The organism is Micromonospora sp. NPDC051196 (assembly GCF_040682415.1).
In the GTDB taxonomy this organism is placed as follows: Bacteria; Actinomycetota; Actinomycetes; order Mycobacteriales; family Micromonosporaceae; genus Micromonospora.
Genome location: NZ_JBFBAY010000009.1, coordinates 278,298 through 296,605 on the forward strand (window position 1 = coordinate 278,298; position 18,308 = coordinate 296,605).

The following is an 18,308-nucleotide window of genomic DNA, read 5'->3' on the forward strand; positions in this document are numbered from 1 at the left end:
TGGGCGGCGGGTCTGCCGGTAGCGGAATCGCTTGGCCTCGGGCGGTGAGGTCGACCATGCTCGGTTGGTGCCCGACCTGGTTGACGTCATGCTCGGCGACATTCGCCTCTCGCTGCGGGTATGGCCCGTCGCTGATGCGGCCGGCACACCCGTGGTGCTGTTGCCCGCCACCGGCCGGACCGCCGGTGACTGGGATGCGGTCGCGGAAGGGCTGGCCGTCGAGCGGACGGTGCACGCCGTCGATCTGCGCGGCCACGGCGGCAGTGACTGGCCTGGCGCGTACCGGTTGGAGTTGTTCGCCCAGGACGTCCTGGGTCTGCTCGACCGACTCGACGGCGGGCCGGTTGATCTGATCGGTCATTCCCTCGGCGGTCTTGTCGCCTGCCGAGCGGCCGCAGCCGGACCTCGGCGTATCCGTCGCCTGGTGTTGGAGGACATCGGCTTTCCGTACCCTCGTCCACCTGCGCCACCCGAGCGGCCAGCGGGGGAGTTGCCATTCGACTGGCGGGTGGTGGAGCAGGTTCGCCCCGAGATCGACGATCCGGCTCCGGACTGGGCCGACATCATCGCCCGGATCACCGTACCCACCCTGGTGATCGGTGGCGGGCCGTCGAGCCCGGTGCCCCAGCAGTACGTCGTCGAACTCGCCGAGCGACTCACCGACTCCCGGCTCGTCACCATCGACGCTGGCCATCTGGTGCACGAGACCGCGCCGGACGCCTACCTCGACACGGTGACCACGTTCCTCGACGCGTAACCGCAGCGGTGGGATCAACTGCGCCGGACTGCGCATCGCCCCAGCGTCTGTCACCGACAAACCGTGATCAAAGGACGGCGCGACCGTTGATGATCTAACGCCTGCAGAGGTCAATCACGAAGGGGGTACGGGACGAAAGTGCTGCGGTTCTCGTCCACGTCCAGTTGGCGGCTGATCGGTGGGGCGGCCCGCTGCGGGCAGGTCATCCGTTCGCAGGTCTTGCAGCCCGGCCCGATCGGGGTGGCGGCCTCGGCGGCGTGCAGGTCGACGCCGGTGGAGTAGACCAGCCGGCCGGCGTGCCGGGTCTCGCAGCCCAGCCCGATCGCGTACACCTTGCCGGGTTGGCCGTAGCCGCCGTGGTGGCGGGTGATGGTGCGGGCGATCCACAGGTAGCGCTGCCCGTCCGGCATCGCCGCGACCTGGGTGACCACCCGGCCCGGTGCGCTGAACGCCTCGTACACGTTCCACAGTGGACACGTGCCGCCGGTGCGGGAGAACGGGAAGCCGGTGGCGGACTGGCGTTTGGACATGTTGCCGGCCCGGTCGACCCGGACGAAGGAGAACGGCACCCCACGCGCCCGGGGCCGTTGCAGCGTGCTGAGCCGGTGGCAGACCGTCTCCCAGCCGATCGCGTAGCGCTGGGTGAGCAGTTCGATGTCGTACCGGCGTTGCTCGGCGGCGGTCAGGAACTGCTCGTACGGCAGGATCAACGCCGCCGCGAAGTAGTTGGCCAGGCCGACCCGGGTCAGGATCTGGGTCTGCGCGTCGTCGAAGTGTTCCGACTCGACGATCTCGTCGATGACGTCGGCGAATTCCAGCAGCGCGATCTGTGCGGCCATCCGCATCGCCTCCTGCCCGCCGCGGAGCGACGTGGACAGGTGCAGGGTGCGGGTCTGCGGCCGGTAGCGGTGCAGCTCACCGCCGAGCGTGTCGCCGTCCTCGCGGAGGATGCGTACCCCGTGCCGCTGGGCGAGTCGGTCGCGTAGCCGGCCCCGTATCTCGCCGCGCCGCAGCCCCATCTCGGCGGCCAGCCGCTCGGCCTCCTCGTCCATTTCCGGTACGTAGTTCTGGCGCCGGTAGAAGAACTCGGTGACCTGGTCGTGCGGGCTGCGGCCGAGTCGTTCCCGGTCACCGACCAGCTCGGCGAGCTGCTCCTCGGCCTGTTGGTAGCGCCGGTGCAGGTCGATGACGGCGGCGGCGAGCTCGGGCAGCCGGGTGGCCAACTCGGTCAGCTCGGCGGGGCTGGCCCGGTTGGGCAGGGCCTCCCGCAGCCCGGTGACCAGGCGTGGGGTGTCGTGGGCGGCGAAGACAGTGGGGTCGACGCCGAAGAGTTCGGTGATGCGCAGCAGCACCGGCACGGTCAGCGGTCGGGTGTCGTGCTCGATCTGGTTGAGGTAGCTGGGGGAGATGCCCAGGTGCCGGGCCAACTCGGTCTGGCTGAGCGCGCGTTCCTCGCGCAGCCGGCGTAGCCGGGCCCCGGCGAAGGTCTTGCTAATCGTCCTCACCTCCCACGCCAGCAGGTTTGTCGGATCACATTAGCACCGCTGCCAATAGGCTCATTAACAACTTTGCAAAACGCCTCCGAGGATTTACAAGAATTGGCATTTTCCGTCTCTCGACCCCCGCCGACCAGGCGTGTGAACGTGGTCTGCACCACCGGCGGCCAGCAGCGGAGCTCAACGGCCACGGTGTGCCACGAATGGTGAAGGGACTTGAGACGATGCCTACTCCGGTCGAGCAGTTGCAGCACGAATGGGACACCAACCCCCGCTGGCGGGGTGTGCGACGGAGCTACCGCGCCGAGGACGTGGTGCGGTTGCGCGGCGCGATCCAGGAGGAGCACACCCTGGCCCGGCACGGGGCGAACCGGCTGTGGCGGCTGCTGAACAGCGAGGACTACATCCACGCCCTCGGCGCGCTCACCGGCAACCAGGCCGTGCAGATGGTCCGGGCCGGGCTCAAGGCGATCTACCTGTCCGGTTGGCAGGTGGCCGCCGACGCGAACCTGGCCGGGCATACCTACCCCGACCAGAGCCTCTACCCGGCCAACTCGGTGCCCGCGGTGGTCCGCCGGATCAACAACGCGCTGCTGCGCGCCGCCCAGATCACCACCGCTGAGGGGGACACCTCGGCGATCGACTGGCTGGCCCCGATCGTGGCCGACGCCGAGGCCGGCTTCGGCGGCGTGCTCAACGCGTACGAGCTGATGAACGCGATGATCGCGGCCGGCGCGGCCGGGGTGCACTGGGAGGACCAACTCGCCAGCGAGAAGAAGTGCGGCCACCTCGGCGGCAAGGTGCTCATCCCCACCGGCCAGCACGTCCGCACCCTGGAGGCGGCGCGGCTCGCCGCCGACGTGGCCGGGGTGCCGAGCGTGGTCATCGCCCGTACCGACGCTCAGGCCGCCACGCTGCTCACCACCGACGTGGACGAGCGCGACCAGCCCTTCGTCACCGGCGAGCGCACCGCCGAGGGCTTCTACCGGGTGCGCAACGGCATCGAGCCGTGCATCGCCCGAGGGCTGGCGTACGCCCCGCACGCCGACCTGCTGTGGATGGAGACCAGCACCCCGGACCTGGAGGTCGCCCGCCGCTTCGCCGAGGCGATCAAGGCCGAGTACCCGGACCAGTTGCTGGCCTACAACTGCTCGCCGTCGTTCAACTGGCGTAAGCACCTCGACGACGCGACCATCGCCAAGTTCCAGCGGGAACTCGGCCACATGGGTTACAAGTTCCAGTTCATCACCCTGGCCGGCTTCCACGCCCTGAACTACTCGATGTTCGACCTGGCCCGGGGCTACGCCAGCGACGGCATGGCCGCCTACGTGTCGCTGCAGGAGCGGGAGTTCGCCGCCGAGCCGGCCGGCTACACCGCCGTCAAGCACCAGCGCGAGGTCGGCACCGGCTACTTCGACCTGATCAGCACCGTGCTCAACCCGGCCGCCGAGACCACCGCGCTGCGCGGCTCCACCGAAGAGGAGCAGTTCGCTTGACAGTCCTCGCCGCACTAACGGACGGGGATTCCCTGGGTCGCCCCAGGGGGTTCCTGCTTCGTCGACGGCTGCCCTGTGCGGGCGTTTGCCCGTTGGGGTCTTATGCCGTCTCCACAGGCGATCACGGAGAGCCCCTCCGCGAGGATGGTGCGGGCCGCGTTGACGTCGCGGTCGTGGGTCTGCCCGCATCGGCAGGCCCACGACCGGACGTGCAACGGCATCCGCTCAGCGAGAGCACCACACGCCGAGCACAGCTTCGACGACGGGAACCAGCGGTCCACGACGACAAGAGTGCGGCCGTACCAGTCGGCTTTGTACTCGAGCATGGTGCGGAACTGCCGCCACGCCGCGTCACTGATCGCGCGGGCCAGACGGTGATTCTTCACCATGGTTCGGACGGTCAGGTCCTCGATCACGATCACTTGGTTCTCGTGAACGAGTCGAGTGGTCAGTTTGTGCAGGTGATCACGACGACGGTCAGCGATCCGGGCATGGACCCGGGCCACCTTGAGTCGGGCCTTGGCCCGGTTCGCGGAGCCTTTCTCCTTCCTGGCGAGGTTCCGCTGCGCTCTGGTCAGGGCGGCCCGGTCCCGGCGCTCATGCCGGGGGTTGGTGATTTTCTCTCCGGTGGAGAGGGTCAGCAGGCTGTCCAGGCCGGCGTCCACACCGACTATGCCGGTGGCCGGGTTCTGCACGATCACGTCGTTGCAGAGCAGGGACACGAACCAGCGTCCGGCCGCATCCTGCGACACCGTCACCGTCGACGGTGCCGCCCCGTCGGGCAGTGGCCGCGACCACACGATGTTCAACGGTTCGGTCATTTTGGCCAGGGTGAGGTGGCCGTGCCGGTAGCGGAACGCGCTGGTGGTGTACTCCGCGCAGCGGCGGGACTTCTTCCTGCTCTTGAAGGTCGGGTACTTCGCGCGTTTCGCCCAGAAGTTGGTGAACGCAGCCTGCAGGTGTCGCAGCGTCTGCTGCAACGGCACCGAAGACACCTCGTTAAGGAACGCCAGCTCCTCGGTCTTCTTCCACGCGGTCAGCATCCCCGACGTGGCCGCGTAGCTGACCCGTTCCTGACGCAACGTCCACGCCTCGGTCCGCGCCTGCAACGCCATGTTGTACACCAACCGGACACACCCGAACGTCCGAACAAGCTTAGCGGCCTGCTCAGGGGTCGGGTAGAAGCGGTACCTGAACGCCCGCTTCACAGTCCTGGACACAGCTCACATTCGAACACGCTCGCCGACAAGGCTCGCGGTGACACACGGGTGCACGCCGGTCCGTCCCGGCAGCGGACCGGCGTCGCCTGCCCTGCTACGCAGCGGACCCGTTTCCTCACCGGCCTGAAGGCCGCAGTATCCAGGGAAGGAATCTGATGAGGTACGAGATCATCGGCCCGATGGCCGAACGCTTCGACGAGGTGCTCACGCCCGAGGCGCTGGAGTTCCTGGTCACCCTGGACAGCGAGTTCGCCGCCCGGCGGGTGGCCCTGCTGGACACCCGCCGGGCGCGGCGGGACCGGTTCGCCACCGGGCAACTGCCCGACTTCCTGCCGGAGACCATCGGGGTGCGGGCCGACCCGACCTGGCGGGTGGCCCCACCGGCACCCGGGTTGGAAGACCGGCGCGTCGAGATCACCGGCCCGCCGGAACGCAAGATGACCATCAACGCGCTGAACTCCGGCGCCAAGGTGTGGCTCGCCGACTTCGAGGACGCCACCGCCCCCACCTGGGACAACGTCATCGGTGGACAACTCAACCTGATGGACGCCCTGGACCGGCGGATCGACTTCACCGACCCGCGCGGCAAGCGGTACGCCCTCGGCGAGGAGTTGGCCACCATCGTGGTCCGGCCGCGCGGCTGGCACCTGGTGGAGAAGGGCATCGTGGTGGACGGCCGGCCGATCTCGGCCAGCCTGGTCGACTTCGGGCTCTACCTGTTCCACTGCGCCCGTCGGCAACTCGCCGCCGGCGCGGGACCGTACTTCTACCTGCCGAAGTTGGAGGACCACCGCGAGGCCCGGCTGTGGAACGACATCTTCGTCTTCGCCCAGCACTACCTGCGGCTGCCGCAGGGCACCATCCGGGCGACCACCCTGATCGAGACGATCACGGCGGCCTTCGAGATGGAGGAGATCCTCTACGAGCTGCGTGAGCACTCGGCCGGGTTGAACGCCGGCCGGTGGGACTACATCTTCAGCATCATCAAGAACTTCGGGCAGTGGCCGGACTTCGTCCTGCCGGACCGGGCCGCGGTCACCATGACCGTGCCGTTCATGCGGGCGTACACCGAGTTGTTGGTGCGGACCTGTCACCGGCGCGGCGCGCACGCGATCGGTGGGATGGCCGCCTTCGTGCCGGCCCGTGACCCGGAGGTCAACGCGACCGCCCTGGCCAAGGTGCAGGCGGACAAGCAGCGGGAGGCCGGCGACGGGTTCGACGGCTCCTGGGTGGCCCACCCCGGCCTGGTGGCGACCTGTCGGGAGGTGTTCGACGCGGTGCTCGGCGAGCGCCCCAACCAGCTCGACCGGCAGCGGGACGAGGTGGACGTGACCGCCGCCGACCTGCTCTCGGTGGACAAGACACCGGGTCAGGTCACCGAGGCGGGCGTGCGCGCCAACATCGCGGTGGCGTTGCACTACATCGACGCCTGGCTCGGGGGTGCCGGCGCGGTGGCGCTGTGGAACCTGATGGAGGACGCCGCGACCGCCGAGATCGCCCGCTGCCAGCTGTGGCAGTGGCTGCACCACGGTACGCCGCTGGCCGATGGCGGCAGCGTCACCGAAGAGCGGGTGCGGGCGATGCTGGCCGAGGAGTTGGCGGCGCTGACCGAGGGAGGCGGGGAGGCCGAGGGGGAACGCGCCGCACAGGCGGCGCGCATCGTCGAGGAGACCGCGCTGGGCGAGGACCTGCCGGCCTTCTTCACCACCGGCGCGTACGCCCGGCACCTGGGGCCGCGCCGCCGGTCGCTCGCGGCGGCCAGCTGACCAACGCCCGTCGCGTCAGGCCGGTACACCCGGCCCGACGCGACGGGTCAGCCGTCGATGCGGGTGATGTTGCGGATCTTGTTGGCGGCGTCCAGCGCGGCCACCTTGTACGCCTCGGCCAGGGTCGGGTAGTTGAACACCGTGTCGACCAGGTAGTCGACCGTGCCGCCGAGACCCATCACCGCCTGTCCGATGTGGATGATCTCGGTGGCGCCGGTGCCGAAGACGTGTACGCCGAGCAGGCGTCCGTCGTCCGGCGAGACGAGCAACTTCAACATTCCGTACGAGTCACCGACGATCTGGCCTCGGGCCAGCTCGCGGTAGCGGGCGATACCCACCTCGAACGGGGTGGCGCTGTCGGTCAGCTGCTCCTCGGTCTGCCCGACGAAGCTGATCTCCGGGATCGTGTAGATGCCGATCGGCTGCAACTCGTGCATCGGTCGGTCCGGTTCGCCGCAGGCGTGCTGCGCGGCCAGCCGGCCCTGCTCCATCGAGGTGGAGGCCAGCGCGGGGAAGCCGATCACGTCGCCCACCGCGTAGATGTTCGCCACGGCGGTGCGGTAGTTCGCGTCGACCTCGATGCGGCCGCGCCGGTCCGCCGACAGGCCGGCGGCTGCCAGGTCCAGCGCGTCGGTCTGGCCCTGTCGGCCGGCCGAGTACATCACCGTGTCCGCGACGATCTTCTTGCCGCTCTTGAGTACGCAGAGGGCGGCGCTCTGGTGCTTCTCCACCGCAGCGACCTCCTCGCCGAAGCGGAACGTCACCGACAGGTCGCGCAGGTGGTAGCGGAGCGACTCGACGATCTCCTCGTCGCAGAAGTCGAGCATCTTGTCGCGCCGCTCGACCACGGTGACCTTGGTGCCGAGCGCGGCGAACATGGAGGCGTACTCCATGCCGATCACACCGGCGCCGACCACCACCATGCTGCGCGGTACGGCCTGGAGGTTGATGACACCGTCGGAGTCCACGATGGTCCGGTCGTCGAAGTCGACGCTGTCCGGGCGGGCTGGGCGGGTGCCGGCGGCGATGATGGCCTTGTCGAAGGTGACCTTGGATTCGTGGCCGGATCCGCCGTCGACCCAGACCGAGTGGGCGTCGGCGAACCGCCCGGTGCCGGTGATCATCGCGATCCGGTTGCGGGTCAACTGGTTGCGGATCACATCGGTCTGCCGGTTGATCACATGTTGGGTGCGGGCGGCCAGGTCGCTGACCGTGATTTCTTCCTTTACCCGGTAGCTGCTGCCGTAGAGGTCCCGCTGGCTCAGGCCGGTCAGGTAGAGCACGGCCTCGCGCAGCGTCTTGGACGGGACGGTGCCGGTGTTGATGCACACCCCGCCGATCATGTCGCGCCGTTCCACGAGGCCGACCCGTCGGCCGAGCTTGGCGGCGGCGATCGCGGCCTTCTGACCGCTGGGTCCGGAACCCAGCACCAACACGTCGTAGTCGTACACGAGCGTAAGCGTCGCAAGCGGCGTCGGCTCGCGCCAGGCCTGCCGGCCGCCTGGGGCAAGGGTTTACCTACTCGGAACGTTGTCGAGGTTTGACATGCAAGTATCTGCTTGCCTATTGTCTGGTGGTGGGCGACGTGTACAAGGCGCTGGCGGATCCCACCCGGCGCGCCATCCTCGACGAGTTGCAGGATCGCAGCGGCCAGACGCTGTTCGAGTTGTGCGTCCGCTTGACGGACAAGGGCTTCACCTCGACACGCCAGGCCATCTCCCAGCACCTCGCGGTGTTGGCCGAGGCGGGGCTGGTGGTGTTGCGGCGCCAGGGCCGGTACACCTTCATCGACCTTGACACGTCTCCACTCCAGCAGATCTATCAGAGATGGCGGGTGGGACCATGCGAATCGGACACGTGAGTGTTCTCGTCGACGACCAGGCCAAGGCCCTGGCCTTCTACACCGAGGTGCTCGGCTTCAGTAAGAAGACCGAGGTGCCGCTGGGTGAATACAGCTGGTTGACCGTGGTGTCCCCGGAGGACCCGGAGGGTGTGGAACTGCTCCTCGAACCGGACCAGCATCCGGCCGCTGCCGCCTACAAGAAGGCGCTCGTCGCGGACGGGATTCCGTTCACCATGTTCACCGTCGCGGACGTGCCCGCCGAGTGCGAGCGGCTCAAGGGGCTGGGCGTCACGTTCACCCAGGAGCCGATGGAGGTGGGGAGTGTGACGACCGCCGTCTTCGACGACACCTGCGGCAACCTCATTCAGATCGTGGCGCCGCTGGGGTAGCGGCCCGATCCCGTCACCGCCGGGCAGTGACGCGGCGCCCGGTGGCGACGCGCCGCCGGGCGGTGGGGCGGCGGCCCTCGGCGGGCGGGACGGGGGCGTACGCCGGTGGCGTGGGCCCGCCCGCCGAGGGCCTGACCGCGTCAGCAGTTGCGCAGTTCCGGAGACTGGTTGAGCAGTTGGCCGCGCGCGGAGACGAAGCGGTGGTACGTCTCGGAGTCGACGGCCGAGGGACGGAACGCCGCGACCCGGTGGCAGTTCTGGAAGGCCAGCTTCACCCCGAAGTGACGTTCCAGGCCGGCGCGGATCGCGTCGCTGGCCAGTGCGCGCAGCAGCTGCCCACGCTCCACATCACCGGGCGGCGCGATCACGTTGTCGGTGAACTCGGCGTCCGAGGCGGCCAGTTGCGCTACCACCCGGCTGACGGTCTGCCAGGCGTACGGCAGCGATTCGCGTACGCAGGCGGTGAACTCCTCGTCGGTGACAGGCCCGGACTCGGCGGCTCGCAGTAGGTCGGGTGACACGGTGAGCGACATGCTTCTCCTCGCTTAATGGAAATGATTACCATTGGCGCGCCGGTCTGAGCACATCACTTGGCTCGTGCGCTGTCAACGCTTCCGCGCCTCGCCACGCCGGGTGCCGAGTGGGGCCGGTGGGTATCCCCTAGCGGGGCGCCTGGGCTGGCACTTTCGGCCATCTCCCCAGGAGCGCTAGATCATGATAGGTTAGGCTTACCTAACAGGAGGTGCTCATGGGGTTCGCCGCAGAGGTGCGAGAGCTGACCAGGGCGGACCACCGGGCCGCGCAGAACGTGACGTACTTCGACGCGTTGTTGTCGGGACACCTGGACCGGGCCGGATACGCCGCGCTGCTCGAACAGCTGCATGTGGTCTACCAGACCTTGGAGGAGGCCGCCGACGCGATGCGCGACGACCCGGTGGCCGGTCCTTTCGTCATCGAAGAACTACGTCGACTGCCACGCATCGTCGAGGATCTGTCCTTTCTGCACGGCCCGAACTGGACCGCCCGGATCACCCCGAGCGCCGCCACCGCGCAGTACCAGGCGCGCCTGCGGGAGGTCGCCTTCTCCTGGCCGGCGGGCTTCGTCGCCCACCACTACACCCGCTACCTGGGCGATCTCTCCGGTGGTCAGGTGATGGCGCGGGCACTGCACCGCACCTTCGGCTTCGACTCCGACGGTGTCCAGTTCTTCCTCTTTCCCGGCCTGGACGCGCGCACCTTCAAGCAGCACTACCGGGAACTGCTCGACTCGGCTCCCTGGGATGCCGTTGAGCGGCAGCGTTTCCTCGACGAGGTGTCGTACGCCTACCGGCTGAACACTGCCATGCTCGACGACTTGGGGCGGGCCGTGACCCAGGGGAGTGCGGCGTGACCGCCGGGAACCCGTTCCCGCCGGAGGTGGTCGCGGCGGTGATGCGACACATGAACACCGACCACGCCGACGACTGCCGGGTCATCTGCCAGGGCCTGGGCGGACAGCCGGCGGCCACCGCAGCCACCATGTCCGGTATGGACGCCGACGCGATGGAGTTCCTGGCCATCGTGGACGGTGCCGAGGTGCCGGTGCGCGTCCCGTTCTCCGCCCAGATCGTCGAACGCCGACAGATCCGCGCCGAGGCCGCCCGGATGTACCGCGAGGCGTGTGCCGCGCTGGGCCGCACCCCACGACCGGAAGCCAGCTGAGCCCGACCGTTCTCTGGTCGAACCTGCCCTGACGCGCCCCTGACCAGCCCGGCTGGTCAGGGGCGTACTGGTAGCACGAGCGGGACACCGGTGTGCGGGTGCGGCAGCACCTCGACCTCGTGCTGGTAGACCTCACTGAGCCGGTCGGCGGTGAGCACCGCGACCGGCGGCCCGTCGGTGACCAGCCGGCCACCGGCCAGCAACGCGATCCGGTCCGCGTACGCCGCCGCCAGGCCCAGGTCGTGCAGCACGATCACGACGCTGCCACCCTGCCGGGCCCGATCGCGGGCCAGCCGGAGCACCAACTCCTGGTGATGCAGATCCAGCGCGGCGGTCGGCTCGTCCAGCAGGAGCATCGGGGTGCGCTGGGCGAGCACCCGGGCCAGCGCCGCACGGGCCTGTTCGCCACCGGAGAGCGCGGAGAACACCCGCCCGGCGAACTCCTGCATCCCGGTCAGCCGCAACGCCTCGGCCACCGCCTCGTCGTCCTGCCCGGCGTACCGGGTACCGGCCCACGGGGCACGCCCCATCGCGACGACCTCGGCGACGGTGAACGGGAACGACATGACGGCGCGCTGCGGCAGCATGGCGCGCAGCCGGGCCAACTCGACCGGCGCCCAACGGGCCAGCGGCCGGCCGGCGACCTCGACGGTGCCGGCGGCGGGAGCCAGGTCGCCGCAGATCGCGGCGAGCAGGGTGCTCTTGCCGGCGCCGTTGGGACCGACCAACGCCAGGAGCTCGCCGGGGCGCACCGCGATGGACACGTCGGACAGGATCGGCCGCGCGTCGCGCCGGATGCACAGTCCCTCGACGTGCAGGCCGACCCGTTCGGGATCGACGTCGGTCCACTTCATCCCCAACCTCCCGCTCGGGCCCGGGTCCTGCGCAGCAGCCAGAAGAAGCACGGTCCGCCCACCACGGCGGTCAGCACACCCAGCGGCAGTTCCTGGTAGTCGATCAGAGTGCGGGCGGCCAGGTCCCCGGCGACCACCACGATGGCCCCGCCCAGGGCGCTGGCCGGCAGCAACAGTCGATGGCCCGGGCCGGCGACCATCCGGACCAGGTGCGGCACCACCAGGCCGACGAAGGAGATCACGCCGGTGAAGGCCACGGCGGCGGCGCCGAGCAGGGCGGTCACCGCGATCATTCCCAACCGCAGGCGTTCGACGTGGACACCGAGGTGCCGGGCCGACCGGTCGCCGAGGGCGAGCAGGTCGAGACGGCGTGCGGCGGCGACGGCGATCGCGATGCCGACCGCCGCGCACGGGGCGGTGATCGCGACCGCCGACCAGTTCGCCTGCGCCAGGCTGCCGAGCTGCCAGAACGCGATGGCCCGGACGGCGTCCGCGTCACCGAAGAACATCAGCAGGCCGATCAGCGCGCCGGCCACCGCGTTGACCGCGATGCCGGTCAGCACCAGGGTGACCACCTCGGTCCGCCCGCCGACCCGCGACATCGAGTAGACCAGGCCGGTGGCCGCCAGACCGCCCAGGAACGCGCCGGCCGCCACGGTCCAGCCGCCGAACGTGGCGACCCCGGTGACGATGACCGTGGCCGCGCCGACCGCCGCGCCGGAGGAGACGCCGATGACGCCGGGTTCGGCCAGGGGGTTGCCGAAGATGCCCTGCATCAGCGCGCCGGCGCAGCCCAGCGCGGCCCCGACGATCACGGCGAGCAGGACCCGGGGAAAGCGCACCACCCAGAGGGCACTCTCGCCGTGCGTGGCGCTCGGCGTCGGTCCGAGGTCGAGGCCGAGGCGGTGCAGGATCGAGCCGAGTACCTCCGCCGGGGGGACCCGGACCTGCCCGGTGCCGGCGGCGACGAGGCAGAGCAGCAGCAGGGCGACCGCGAGACCCGCGACGAGGCCGGCCCGTCTCACCCGCATGATCCGTAGACCGCATCGGCCAACGCCTGGATGGTCCGACCGGTACGCGCGCCGAAGGAGAGCAGCAGCCCGTCGTCCATGTCCACGATGCGGCGGTGCTGACCGGCCGGGGTCTGGGCCACGCCGGGCAGGGAGAGGAGCCCGTCGACGCCCTTGACCGACTCCAGCCCTTCGGTCATCACCAGGATGACGTCGGGTGCCGCGTTGATCAGTCCTTCGCTGGTCAGCGGGCGGAAGTTGGACAACCCGATCTCGGTGCCGGCGTCGGTGGCGCCGATGGCCCGGACCATCTCGTCGGATCCGGCGCCCTTACCGCCGATCAGGTAGACCCCGGCGGTGCCACGGACGTACAGGAACGCGATGCGCAGTGGTGCGGTGTCCGGCGGGGCGGCCCGACGGGCGGCGGCGATCTCACTCTCCACCCGGGCCACCAGCCGTTCCCCGGCCTCCGGCACACCGAGGGCCGCAGCGATGGCCCGGATGTTTCGGCCGATGGCGGCGAGACTCTGCTCGTCGTCGACGAGTACCACCGGGATGCCGGCGCGGCGCAGCTGGGCGAGCACTTCGGGCGGGCCGATGCTGTCGTCGGCGAGTACGACGCTGGGGTTGAGTCGCAGGATGGCTTCGGTGGACAGGTCGTGCCCGGCCGGGGTGACCACGGGCAGGTCACCGGCGGCGGGGAAGGTGGTGGAGGTGTCCCGGCCGATCACCCGGTCGCCGAGCCCGAGGCTGAACACGATCTCGGCGATCGAACCGTAGAGGTTCACCGGGAGGATGCGACTGGCGTCGGTGACCGTCACGCTGGTCCCGTCGGCCGAGGTGACCGTGGCCGGCAGGGTGCTGCCGGGATCGGCGCCGACCGGCTCGATGTCGGCGTCGGTGACCACGGCCGTGGCCGGTCCGCAGCCGGTCGCCGGGGCCGCCGTCGAGGTGGCCGGTGTGCAGGCGGCGAGGCCGAGCAGTGCGGGCAGCGTCAGCAGCGTGAGCAGGTGTCTCGGTCTCATCGCTGTTCCCGGCGTCGGCCGCGCATCCGCAGGGCCACGATGACGACCAGCAGCGCGGCGAGTCCTGCCAGGGCGGCCGTGAACCAGCGGCCGGTGCCGGTGCTGTCGCTGACCTGTGTGGTGAGCACCGACTCCTCGGTGCCGGCGGCCGGTGCCGTGCCGGTAGCGCCGTCACCGCCGTCACCGCCCTCACCGCCCTCACCGCCGGCGGCGACGGTGGCCCCGGGGGCGCCGGCCGAGGGGGCGACGGCGGCCGGTGCCGAGCCGGTGGGGGCCGGTGCCGCCGGGCCGGACGTCCTCGTGGGCGCGGCGGACGCGGGCGCGCCCGGGGCGGTCGATGCCGGGGCGGCAGCAGGGGCGGTCGGGCCGGCGAAGGTGACGGGCACCTTGACGTCCTGGGACCGGTCCGAGGCGCGGGTGTGGTCGGCGCGACTGGCCACCACGCAGCGGCCGGTGGTGCAGTCCACGTCGCCGATCCGTGCGGTGATCTTCACCTGAACGGTGAACGATCCACCCGCCGCGTACGGGACGGCCAGCCCTTCGGCGTACGAGGGTGGGTTGGAGGAGATCCAGTGCGAGGCACCGGTCGAACCGCTGGTGTCGACGCCGCCGCCGCAGGGGGAGGGCGGCACGCTCGCGCCGTTGTCGACGCAGTACGCGATGTAGACGCCCTTGGTGATGTCGTAGCCGGAACCGGAGACGGTGACGGTGGTACCGCCGAGCGGGATTCCGCTCGTCTTGCTGACGGAGAGCCGCTGACCGTTGGGGCCTCGACCAACCGTGTCCGCGTGCGCGGGGCTGGCCGCGAGGGTGCCGAGGGCCAGCAGCATCGCGCCGACCAGGGCAGCGGCTAGGCGGGCAGGCATGACTAACCTCCGTATGTATGGTTAGGCTAACCTAAGTCGATCTTGCCTGTGATGCAAGAGGGTGTTCGGAGGATTTTCGAAAAAGTTAGGAGAGCCTAACCTAAGCCAGCCATTCCCCTTCTGAGAGGAAGACATATGTCCGTACCCAGACCCGGCGGCGTTCGCCGACGGTCGTACCGGTGGGTGACGGCTGCCGTGCTCGGCGCCGCCGCCTCACTGGCCGCGGTCGCCCCCGCGACGGCGGCGCCCGCCGACGTGACCGGGGGAAGCCTCGACTGGGGCTTCAAGAGTTCGTTCCGCGCGTACGTGTCGACCGGCAACGGCAACCCGCCGATCGCGGTCACCGACGGTGCGACCCGCAACACCGACGGCACCTTCAAGTTCCCGGTCACCGGCGGCACGTACGACGGCGCCACCGGAGCGACCACGGTCAACTACGGCGGCACCGTGGTGTTCTCGTACCCCGCGCACTTCTTCACCATCACCCTGGCCAACCCGACCGTGGTCCTCGACGGTGCCGGTGGCTCGCTGCTCGCCGACGTCGACCTACAGGCCAGCGGTGGCGGCTTCGAGCCGGTGCGGATCGAGCAGGCGGCCATCGCCACCCTCGGCACCACCACGGCCGGCCCGACGGTGTCCGGCAGCACGGTCTCCTGGAGCAACCTCACCACCACGCTCACCGAGACCGGGGCCACCGCGTTCTCCGGCTTCTTCACCGCCGGCACCGTGCTCGATCCGGCATCGTTCACCGTCACCACCGGCTCCGGCGGGGGCCCCGCCGCCCCATCGGTCACGGTGAACCCGTCCGCCGCCCTCGACCCCGAGGGGGCCACCGTCACCGTCACCGGCACCGGGTTCGACCCGGACGCCAACGGCGGCGTCGGCTTCTACCTCGCCTTCGGACCCAAGGGCGAGAACTACTGGACGAACTCGCGTCCCTACAAGCCGGTCAAGTGGGTGCACAAGAACGCCTCCTCGTCCGCCGCTCAGGTGCGGCTGCCCGCCGACGGCAGCTTCACCACCACTCTGGACCTGGTGCCGACCTACACCGACGGCAACGGCAACAGCGTGGACTGCACCGCGATCCAGTGCTACGTGATGACCTTCGCGGCGCACGCCTCCAACGATCGCAGCCAGGACACCTTCACCCCGATCACCTTCGGCGGTACGGGTGGCCCGAGCGGCGCCGAGCAGGAGATCACCGCCCAGGTGCTCCAGTCCGGCCCGCTGACGCTGACCTCCTCGGGCGGCAGCGTCGCGCTGTCCGCCGTGCACCCCGGCGCCGTCGCCAACGGCGCACTCAACGCGGTGACGGTCAGCGACCTGCGCGGCACCAACGCCGGTTGGAACGTCGTCGGTCAGGTGGAGGAGTTCACCAGCGCGCTCGGTGGCACCATCGCGGCCGACAACCTCGGCTGGACGCCGAGCGCGTCCGTGCTCGCCGACGCACTGGTGGGCGCCGCCGGCGTGGTCAACCCGGGTGCCCAGGCGACCCCCGGTGCCGGTCTGGGCAGCGCCCGTACGCTGTGCGCCTCCCCGGCCGGGGCCAGCGCCGGCAGCTTCCAGTGTGGTGCCGACCTGGGCCTCGGGGTCCCGGCCGCCACCGCGCCGGGCGACTACACCGCCACCCTCACCCTGACCCTGTCCTGACGCGTGGAAGGGCATCTTGTTGTGCGCAGATCGATGACGAGGTGCCCTTCTCCGCACCTGGTCGCCGCGACCGCGGTCCTCACCGTGCTCGCCGCCGTCCTGACCGGCGGCCCGTCCGTCGCCCTGGCCGCCGCACCGGCACCCACCCCGACGCCGAGCGCCACCGGCTTCACCTGGGCGGTCCAGCCCTCCGGCCCGTCCGGGCCCACCGGGCGCAGCTACTTCGTCTACGACGCCGAACCCGGCCAGCGCATCGAGGACCGGGTCGCCATCACCAACCTGAGCAAGCGTGCGATGACCTTCGCCGTGTACGGCGCCGACGCGTTCACCACCACCGACGGCGGTTTCGCCCTGCAACCGGCCAGCCGCCCGGCCACCGACGTGGGTGCCTGGACCACCTTCGCCGAACGGACCTACCGGGTGCCCGCCGGGGAACAGGTGATCGTGCCGTTCCAGCTCACCGTGCCGGCCAACGCCACCCCCGGCGACCACGCCGGCGGTGTGGTCGCCTCGATCGCCCAGGTCCAGTCCGCCGGCAACGGGGGACGGGTCAACCTGGACCGGCGGGTCGCCGCCCGGATCTACCTGCGGGTGGCCGGTCCGGTCCGGCCCGGCCTCCAGGTCGAGGCGATGCGGATCGGCTACGACAACCCGCTCAACCCGTTCGGCACCGGCCCGGTCGTGGTCAGCTACCGGTTGCGCAACACCGGCAACACCCGGCTGACCGGCACCACCCAGGTACGCCTGGAAGCCCCGTTCGGGCTCCGGTTGGCTCGTACCGAACCCGTCGACGTGCCCGAACTGCTGCCCGGCGCGGCGATCACCATCACCGAACAGATCAACGGCGTGGTACCCGCCGGCTGGCTGTCCGCCTCCGTGGTCGTCGACCCGGCCACCCCCGACCGGCTCCTGCCCACGGTGACCCGTAGCGCCGGCACCTGGGCGATACCGTGGGTCTGGACCGGCGTCCTGCTCACCGGCGTCGGCTGGCTGCTGGTCATCCGGCTACGGGCGGCCCGCCGCCGACAGCCGCCGACGGCCCACACGTGAGGCTCCCGACGTACGCGCTCGCCCTGGTCGCGGCCCTGGCGTTGACCGGCGCCCCGGAACCCGGCCCCCGGGTGAGCGTGGACCGGGCCGAGGCGAAGCCGGGGGAACAGGTGCTGGTCCGGCTCACCGGCTGGCCCGGCGGGACGGTCCTCATCGAGCTGTGTGGCGCGGACACGCCGGCCCGCTGCGCGGTGGACAGTTCAGCTCAGATCCACCTGCCCGCCAGCGGCGGCGGTGGGGCGCCGCTGGCCGTCGCGGTGCCGCCCGGCGGCTGTCCCTGCCAGGTACGGGTGACCACCCTGGACACCCGGCTGTCGGCCACCGCGCCGCTGGCCGTCACCGGAGCACTTCCACCGGCCGGTGACACCGCCCGGCAGGCGGCCACCCGACCTCCGACCGTCATCGCGGCGCACCTGGAGCGCGCCGACAGTTGGACCGCCTACTTCGGTGCGCCCGCCCGGCGTACGCTCGTGCTGCGACTGCGCAACGAGCAGTCCGCGCCGGCGACGGTGGCCTGGTCGTTCAGTGTCGGCCGAGGCCCGGATCCGACCGGCTTCGTCACCCCACCCGAACCGGACGAATTCGCCGTCGGGGAGGAACGGGAGATCCGGGTTCCGGTCACCCTGCCGGCCCTCGCCGTCGGCGACTACCAGATCCACGGCGAAATCGTCACCGCCGGGGCGACGAGCCGGGTGACGGCGAGCACCGACCACCAGCCCTGGGGGCTGGCCGGAATCCTCGGTCTTGTGACGATCGCGCTGGCGGCGGTCGCGTTGCGCCGAGGTCGCGGGCCGCACCCGCACGTCTCATGAGACCGCGACCGGACGGGCGGTTTTCCACGCCTCGCTGCGGGAAAACAGCCGGTGGCCCGCCGTCGGGCCACCGGCTGGCGCCACCGACACATGGGAGGTCGACATGGGTAACCGCGAACAGCTGCACGAACTGCGACAGCAGGCCCACCAGGCGGGCATCGAGGGCAACTCGAAGATGACCGAGGACCAGCTGCGCGACGCGCTGCGCCGGGTCGGTAAGGGCGAGCAGCCCCAGATGGCCAAACACCAGAGCAGGCGCTGAGCCTGACGGCCGGCGTCGGCTCCGGCGGGACGCCGGGGTCGTCGCCGGCCCGTGGCGGTCCCCGCGCTGCCGCGCGGCCGGGAGTGGCGGCCGCCCCCCGCCGCACCCCCC

At 70.7% G+C, this 18,308-nt stretch carries 19 protein-coding genes; 11 read left to right on the forward strand and 8 right to left on the reverse strand.

Annotation, left to right across the window (positions count from 1 at the left end):
* Positions 1-67 precede the first annotated feature (67 nt).
* A complete protein-coding gene (locus AB0M35_RS19335; RefSeq protein WP_363746918.1) occupies positions 68-757 on the forward strand; it encodes an alpha/beta hydrolase in 690 nt (229 codons plus the stop codon).
* Positions 758-867: 110 nt separating this feature from the next.
* Here the strand turns inward: AB0M35_RS19335 and AB0M35_RS19340 are convergent, their stop codons facing one another.
* Complete coding sequence (locus AB0M35_RS19340; RefSeq protein WP_363746919.1) at positions 868-2,262, reverse strand: short-chain fatty acyl-CoA regulator family protein; 1,395 nt, start codon at positions 2,260-2,262, stop codon at positions 868-870.
* Between the two features lie 215 nt (positions 2,263-2,477).
* On the opposite strand from AB0M35_RS19340, the gene aceA reads away from it, so the two are divergent.
* A complete protein-coding gene (aceA, locus tag AB0M35_RS19345; RefSeq protein ID WP_363746920.1) occupies positions 2,478-3,749 on the forward strand; it encodes an isocitrate lyase in 1,272 nt (423 codons plus the stop codon).
* A gap of 14 nt (positions 3,750-3,763) precedes the next feature.
* Here aceA and AB0M35_RS19350 read toward each other — a convergent pair whose 3' ends face one another.
* A complete protein-coding gene (locus tag AB0M35_RS19350; protein WP_363746921.1) occupies positions 3,764-4,969 on the reverse strand; it encodes an RNA-guided endonuclease TnpB family protein in 1,206 nt (401 codons plus the stop codon).
* A gap of 155 nt (positions 4,970-5,124) precedes the next feature.
* Here AB0M35_RS19350 and aceB point away from each other — a divergent pair, with 155 nt between their 5' ends.
* The gene (gene aceB, locus AB0M35_RS19355) at positions 5,125-6,735 is read left to right on the forward strand and encodes a malate synthase A (protein ID WP_363746922.1); all 1,611 of its coding nucleotides are present in this window, start codon (positions 5,125-5,127) and stop codon (positions 6,733-6,735) included.
* Positions 6,736-6,782: 47 nt separating this feature from the next.
* On the opposite strand, the gene sthA is transcribed toward aceB, so the two are convergent.
* Positions 6,783-8,186 carry a Si-specific NAD(P)(+) transhydrogenase gene (sthA, locus tag AB0M35_RS19360; RefSeq protein ID WP_363746923.1) on the reverse strand — a complete coding sequence of 468 codons (1,404 nt, stop codon included), beginning with the start codon at positions 8,184-8,186 and terminating at the stop codon, positions 6,783-6,785.
* A 119-nt stretch (positions 8,187-8,305) separates the two neighbouring features.
* Here sthA and AB0M35_RS19365 point away from each other — a divergent pair, with 119 nt between their 5' ends.
* Together AB0M35_RS19365 and AB0M35_RS19370 are read left to right on the forward strand one after the other, a co-directional pair.
* Positions 8,306-8,596, forward strand: a complete 291-nt coding sequence (locus AB0M35_RS19365) for a metalloregulator ArsR/SmtB family transcription factor (protein ID WP_363746944.1) — start codon at positions 8,306-8,308, stop codon at positions 8,594-8,596.
* Positions 8,578-8,967, forward strand: coding sequence for a VOC family protein (locus tag AB0M35_RS19370; RefSeq protein WP_363746924.1), 390 nt, complete (start codon positions 8,578-8,580; stop codon positions 8,965-8,967). The genes AB0M35_RS19365 and AB0M35_RS19370 overlap by 19 nt, the downstream gene beginning before the upstream one ends.
* Before the next feature lie 140 nt (positions 8,968-9,107).
* On the opposite strand, the gene AB0M35_RS19375 is transcribed toward AB0M35_RS19370, so the two are convergent.
* The gene (locus AB0M35_RS19375) at positions 9,108-9,500 is read right to left on the reverse strand and encodes an SCO5389 family protein (protein WP_363746925.1); all 393 of its coding nucleotides are present in this window, start codon (positions 9,498-9,500) and stop codon (positions 9,108-9,110) included.
* 215 nt (positions 9,501-9,715) lie between these two features.
* On the opposite strand from AB0M35_RS19375, the gene AB0M35_RS19380 reads away from it, so the two are divergent.
* Together AB0M35_RS19380 and AB0M35_RS19385 are read left to right on the forward strand one after the other, a co-directional pair.
* Positions 9,716-10,357 carry a biliverdin-producing heme oxygenase gene (locus AB0M35_RS19380; protein ID WP_363746926.1) on the forward strand — a complete coding sequence of 214 codons (642 nt, stop codon included), beginning with the start codon at positions 9,716-9,718 and terminating at the stop codon, positions 10,355-10,357.
* Positions 10,354-10,668, forward strand: a complete 315-nt coding sequence (locus AB0M35_RS19385) for a DUF2470 domain-containing protein (protein ID WP_363746927.1) — start codon at positions 10,354-10,356, stop codon at positions 10,666-10,668. Before AB0M35_RS19380 ends, AB0M35_RS19385 begins: the two co-directional genes overlap by 4 nt.
* Positions 10,669-10,724: 56 nt before the next feature.
* Here the strand turns inward: AB0M35_RS19385 and AB0M35_RS19390 are convergent, their stop codons facing one another.
* Genes AB0M35_RS19390 through AB0M35_RS19405 form a run of 4 tightly spaced genes read right to left on the reverse strand, consistent with a single transcriptional unit; the run spans position 10,725 to position 14,423 of the window.
* Positions 10,725-11,522 (reverse strand): heme ABC transporter ATP-binding protein, encoded by a 798-nt coding sequence (locus tag AB0M35_RS19390; RefSeq protein ID WP_363746928.1) that lies wholly within the window; start codon positions 11,520-11,522, stop codon positions 10,725-10,727.
* Positions 11,519-12,547, reverse strand: a complete 1,029-nt coding sequence (locus AB0M35_RS19395; protein WP_363746929.1) for an iron ABC transporter permease — start codon at positions 12,545-12,547, stop codon at positions 11,519-11,521. The genes AB0M35_RS19390 and AB0M35_RS19395 overlap by 4 nt, the downstream gene beginning before the upstream one ends.
* Positions 12,544-13,557 carry an ABC transporter substrate-binding protein gene (locus AB0M35_RS19400; protein ID WP_363746930.1) on the reverse strand — a complete coding sequence of 338 codons (1,014 nt, stop codon included), beginning with the start codon at positions 13,555-13,557 and terminating at the stop codon, positions 12,544-12,546. Before AB0M35_RS19400 ends, AB0M35_RS19395 begins: the two co-directional genes overlap by 4 nt.
* On the reverse strand, positions 13,554-14,423 hold the full coding sequence (locus tag AB0M35_RS19405; protein ID WP_363746931.1) for a hypothetical protein: 870 nt from the start codon (positions 14,421-14,423) through the stop codon (positions 13,554-13,556). Before AB0M35_RS19405 ends, AB0M35_RS19400 begins: the two co-directional genes overlap by 4 nt.
* Positions 14,424-14,558: 135 nt before the next feature.
* Between AB0M35_RS19405 and AB0M35_RS19410 the strand changes: the two genes are divergently transcribed.
* The 4 genes from AB0M35_RS19410 (at position 14,559) to AB0M35_RS19425 (ending at position 18,197) form a co-directional block, all read left to right on the forward strand.
* Positions 14,559-16,073 carry an HtaA domain-containing protein gene (locus AB0M35_RS19410; RefSeq protein WP_363746932.1) on the forward strand — a complete coding sequence of 505 codons (1,515 nt, stop codon included), beginning with the start codon at positions 14,559-14,561 and terminating at the stop codon, positions 16,071-16,073.
* 33 nt (positions 16,074-16,106) lie between these two features.
* Entirely contained in the window at positions 16,107-17,123 is a 1,017-nt protein-coding gene (locus AB0M35_RS19415; protein WP_363746933.1) for a DUF916 domain-containing protein, read from the forward strand.
* The gene (locus AB0M35_RS19420) at positions 17,120-17,935 is read left to right on the forward strand and encodes a hypothetical protein (protein ID WP_363746934.1); all 816 of its coding nucleotides are present in this window, start codon (positions 17,120-17,122) and stop codon (positions 17,933-17,935) included. Before AB0M35_RS19415 ends, AB0M35_RS19420 begins: the two co-directional genes overlap by 4 nt.
* A gap of 103 nt (positions 17,936-18,038) precedes the next feature.
* Complete coding sequence (locus AB0M35_RS19425; RefSeq protein WP_363746935.1) at positions 18,039-18,197, forward strand: hypothetical protein; 159 nt, start codon at positions 18,039-18,041, stop codon at positions 18,195-18,197.
* Positions 18,198-18,308 lie beyond the last annotated feature (111 nt).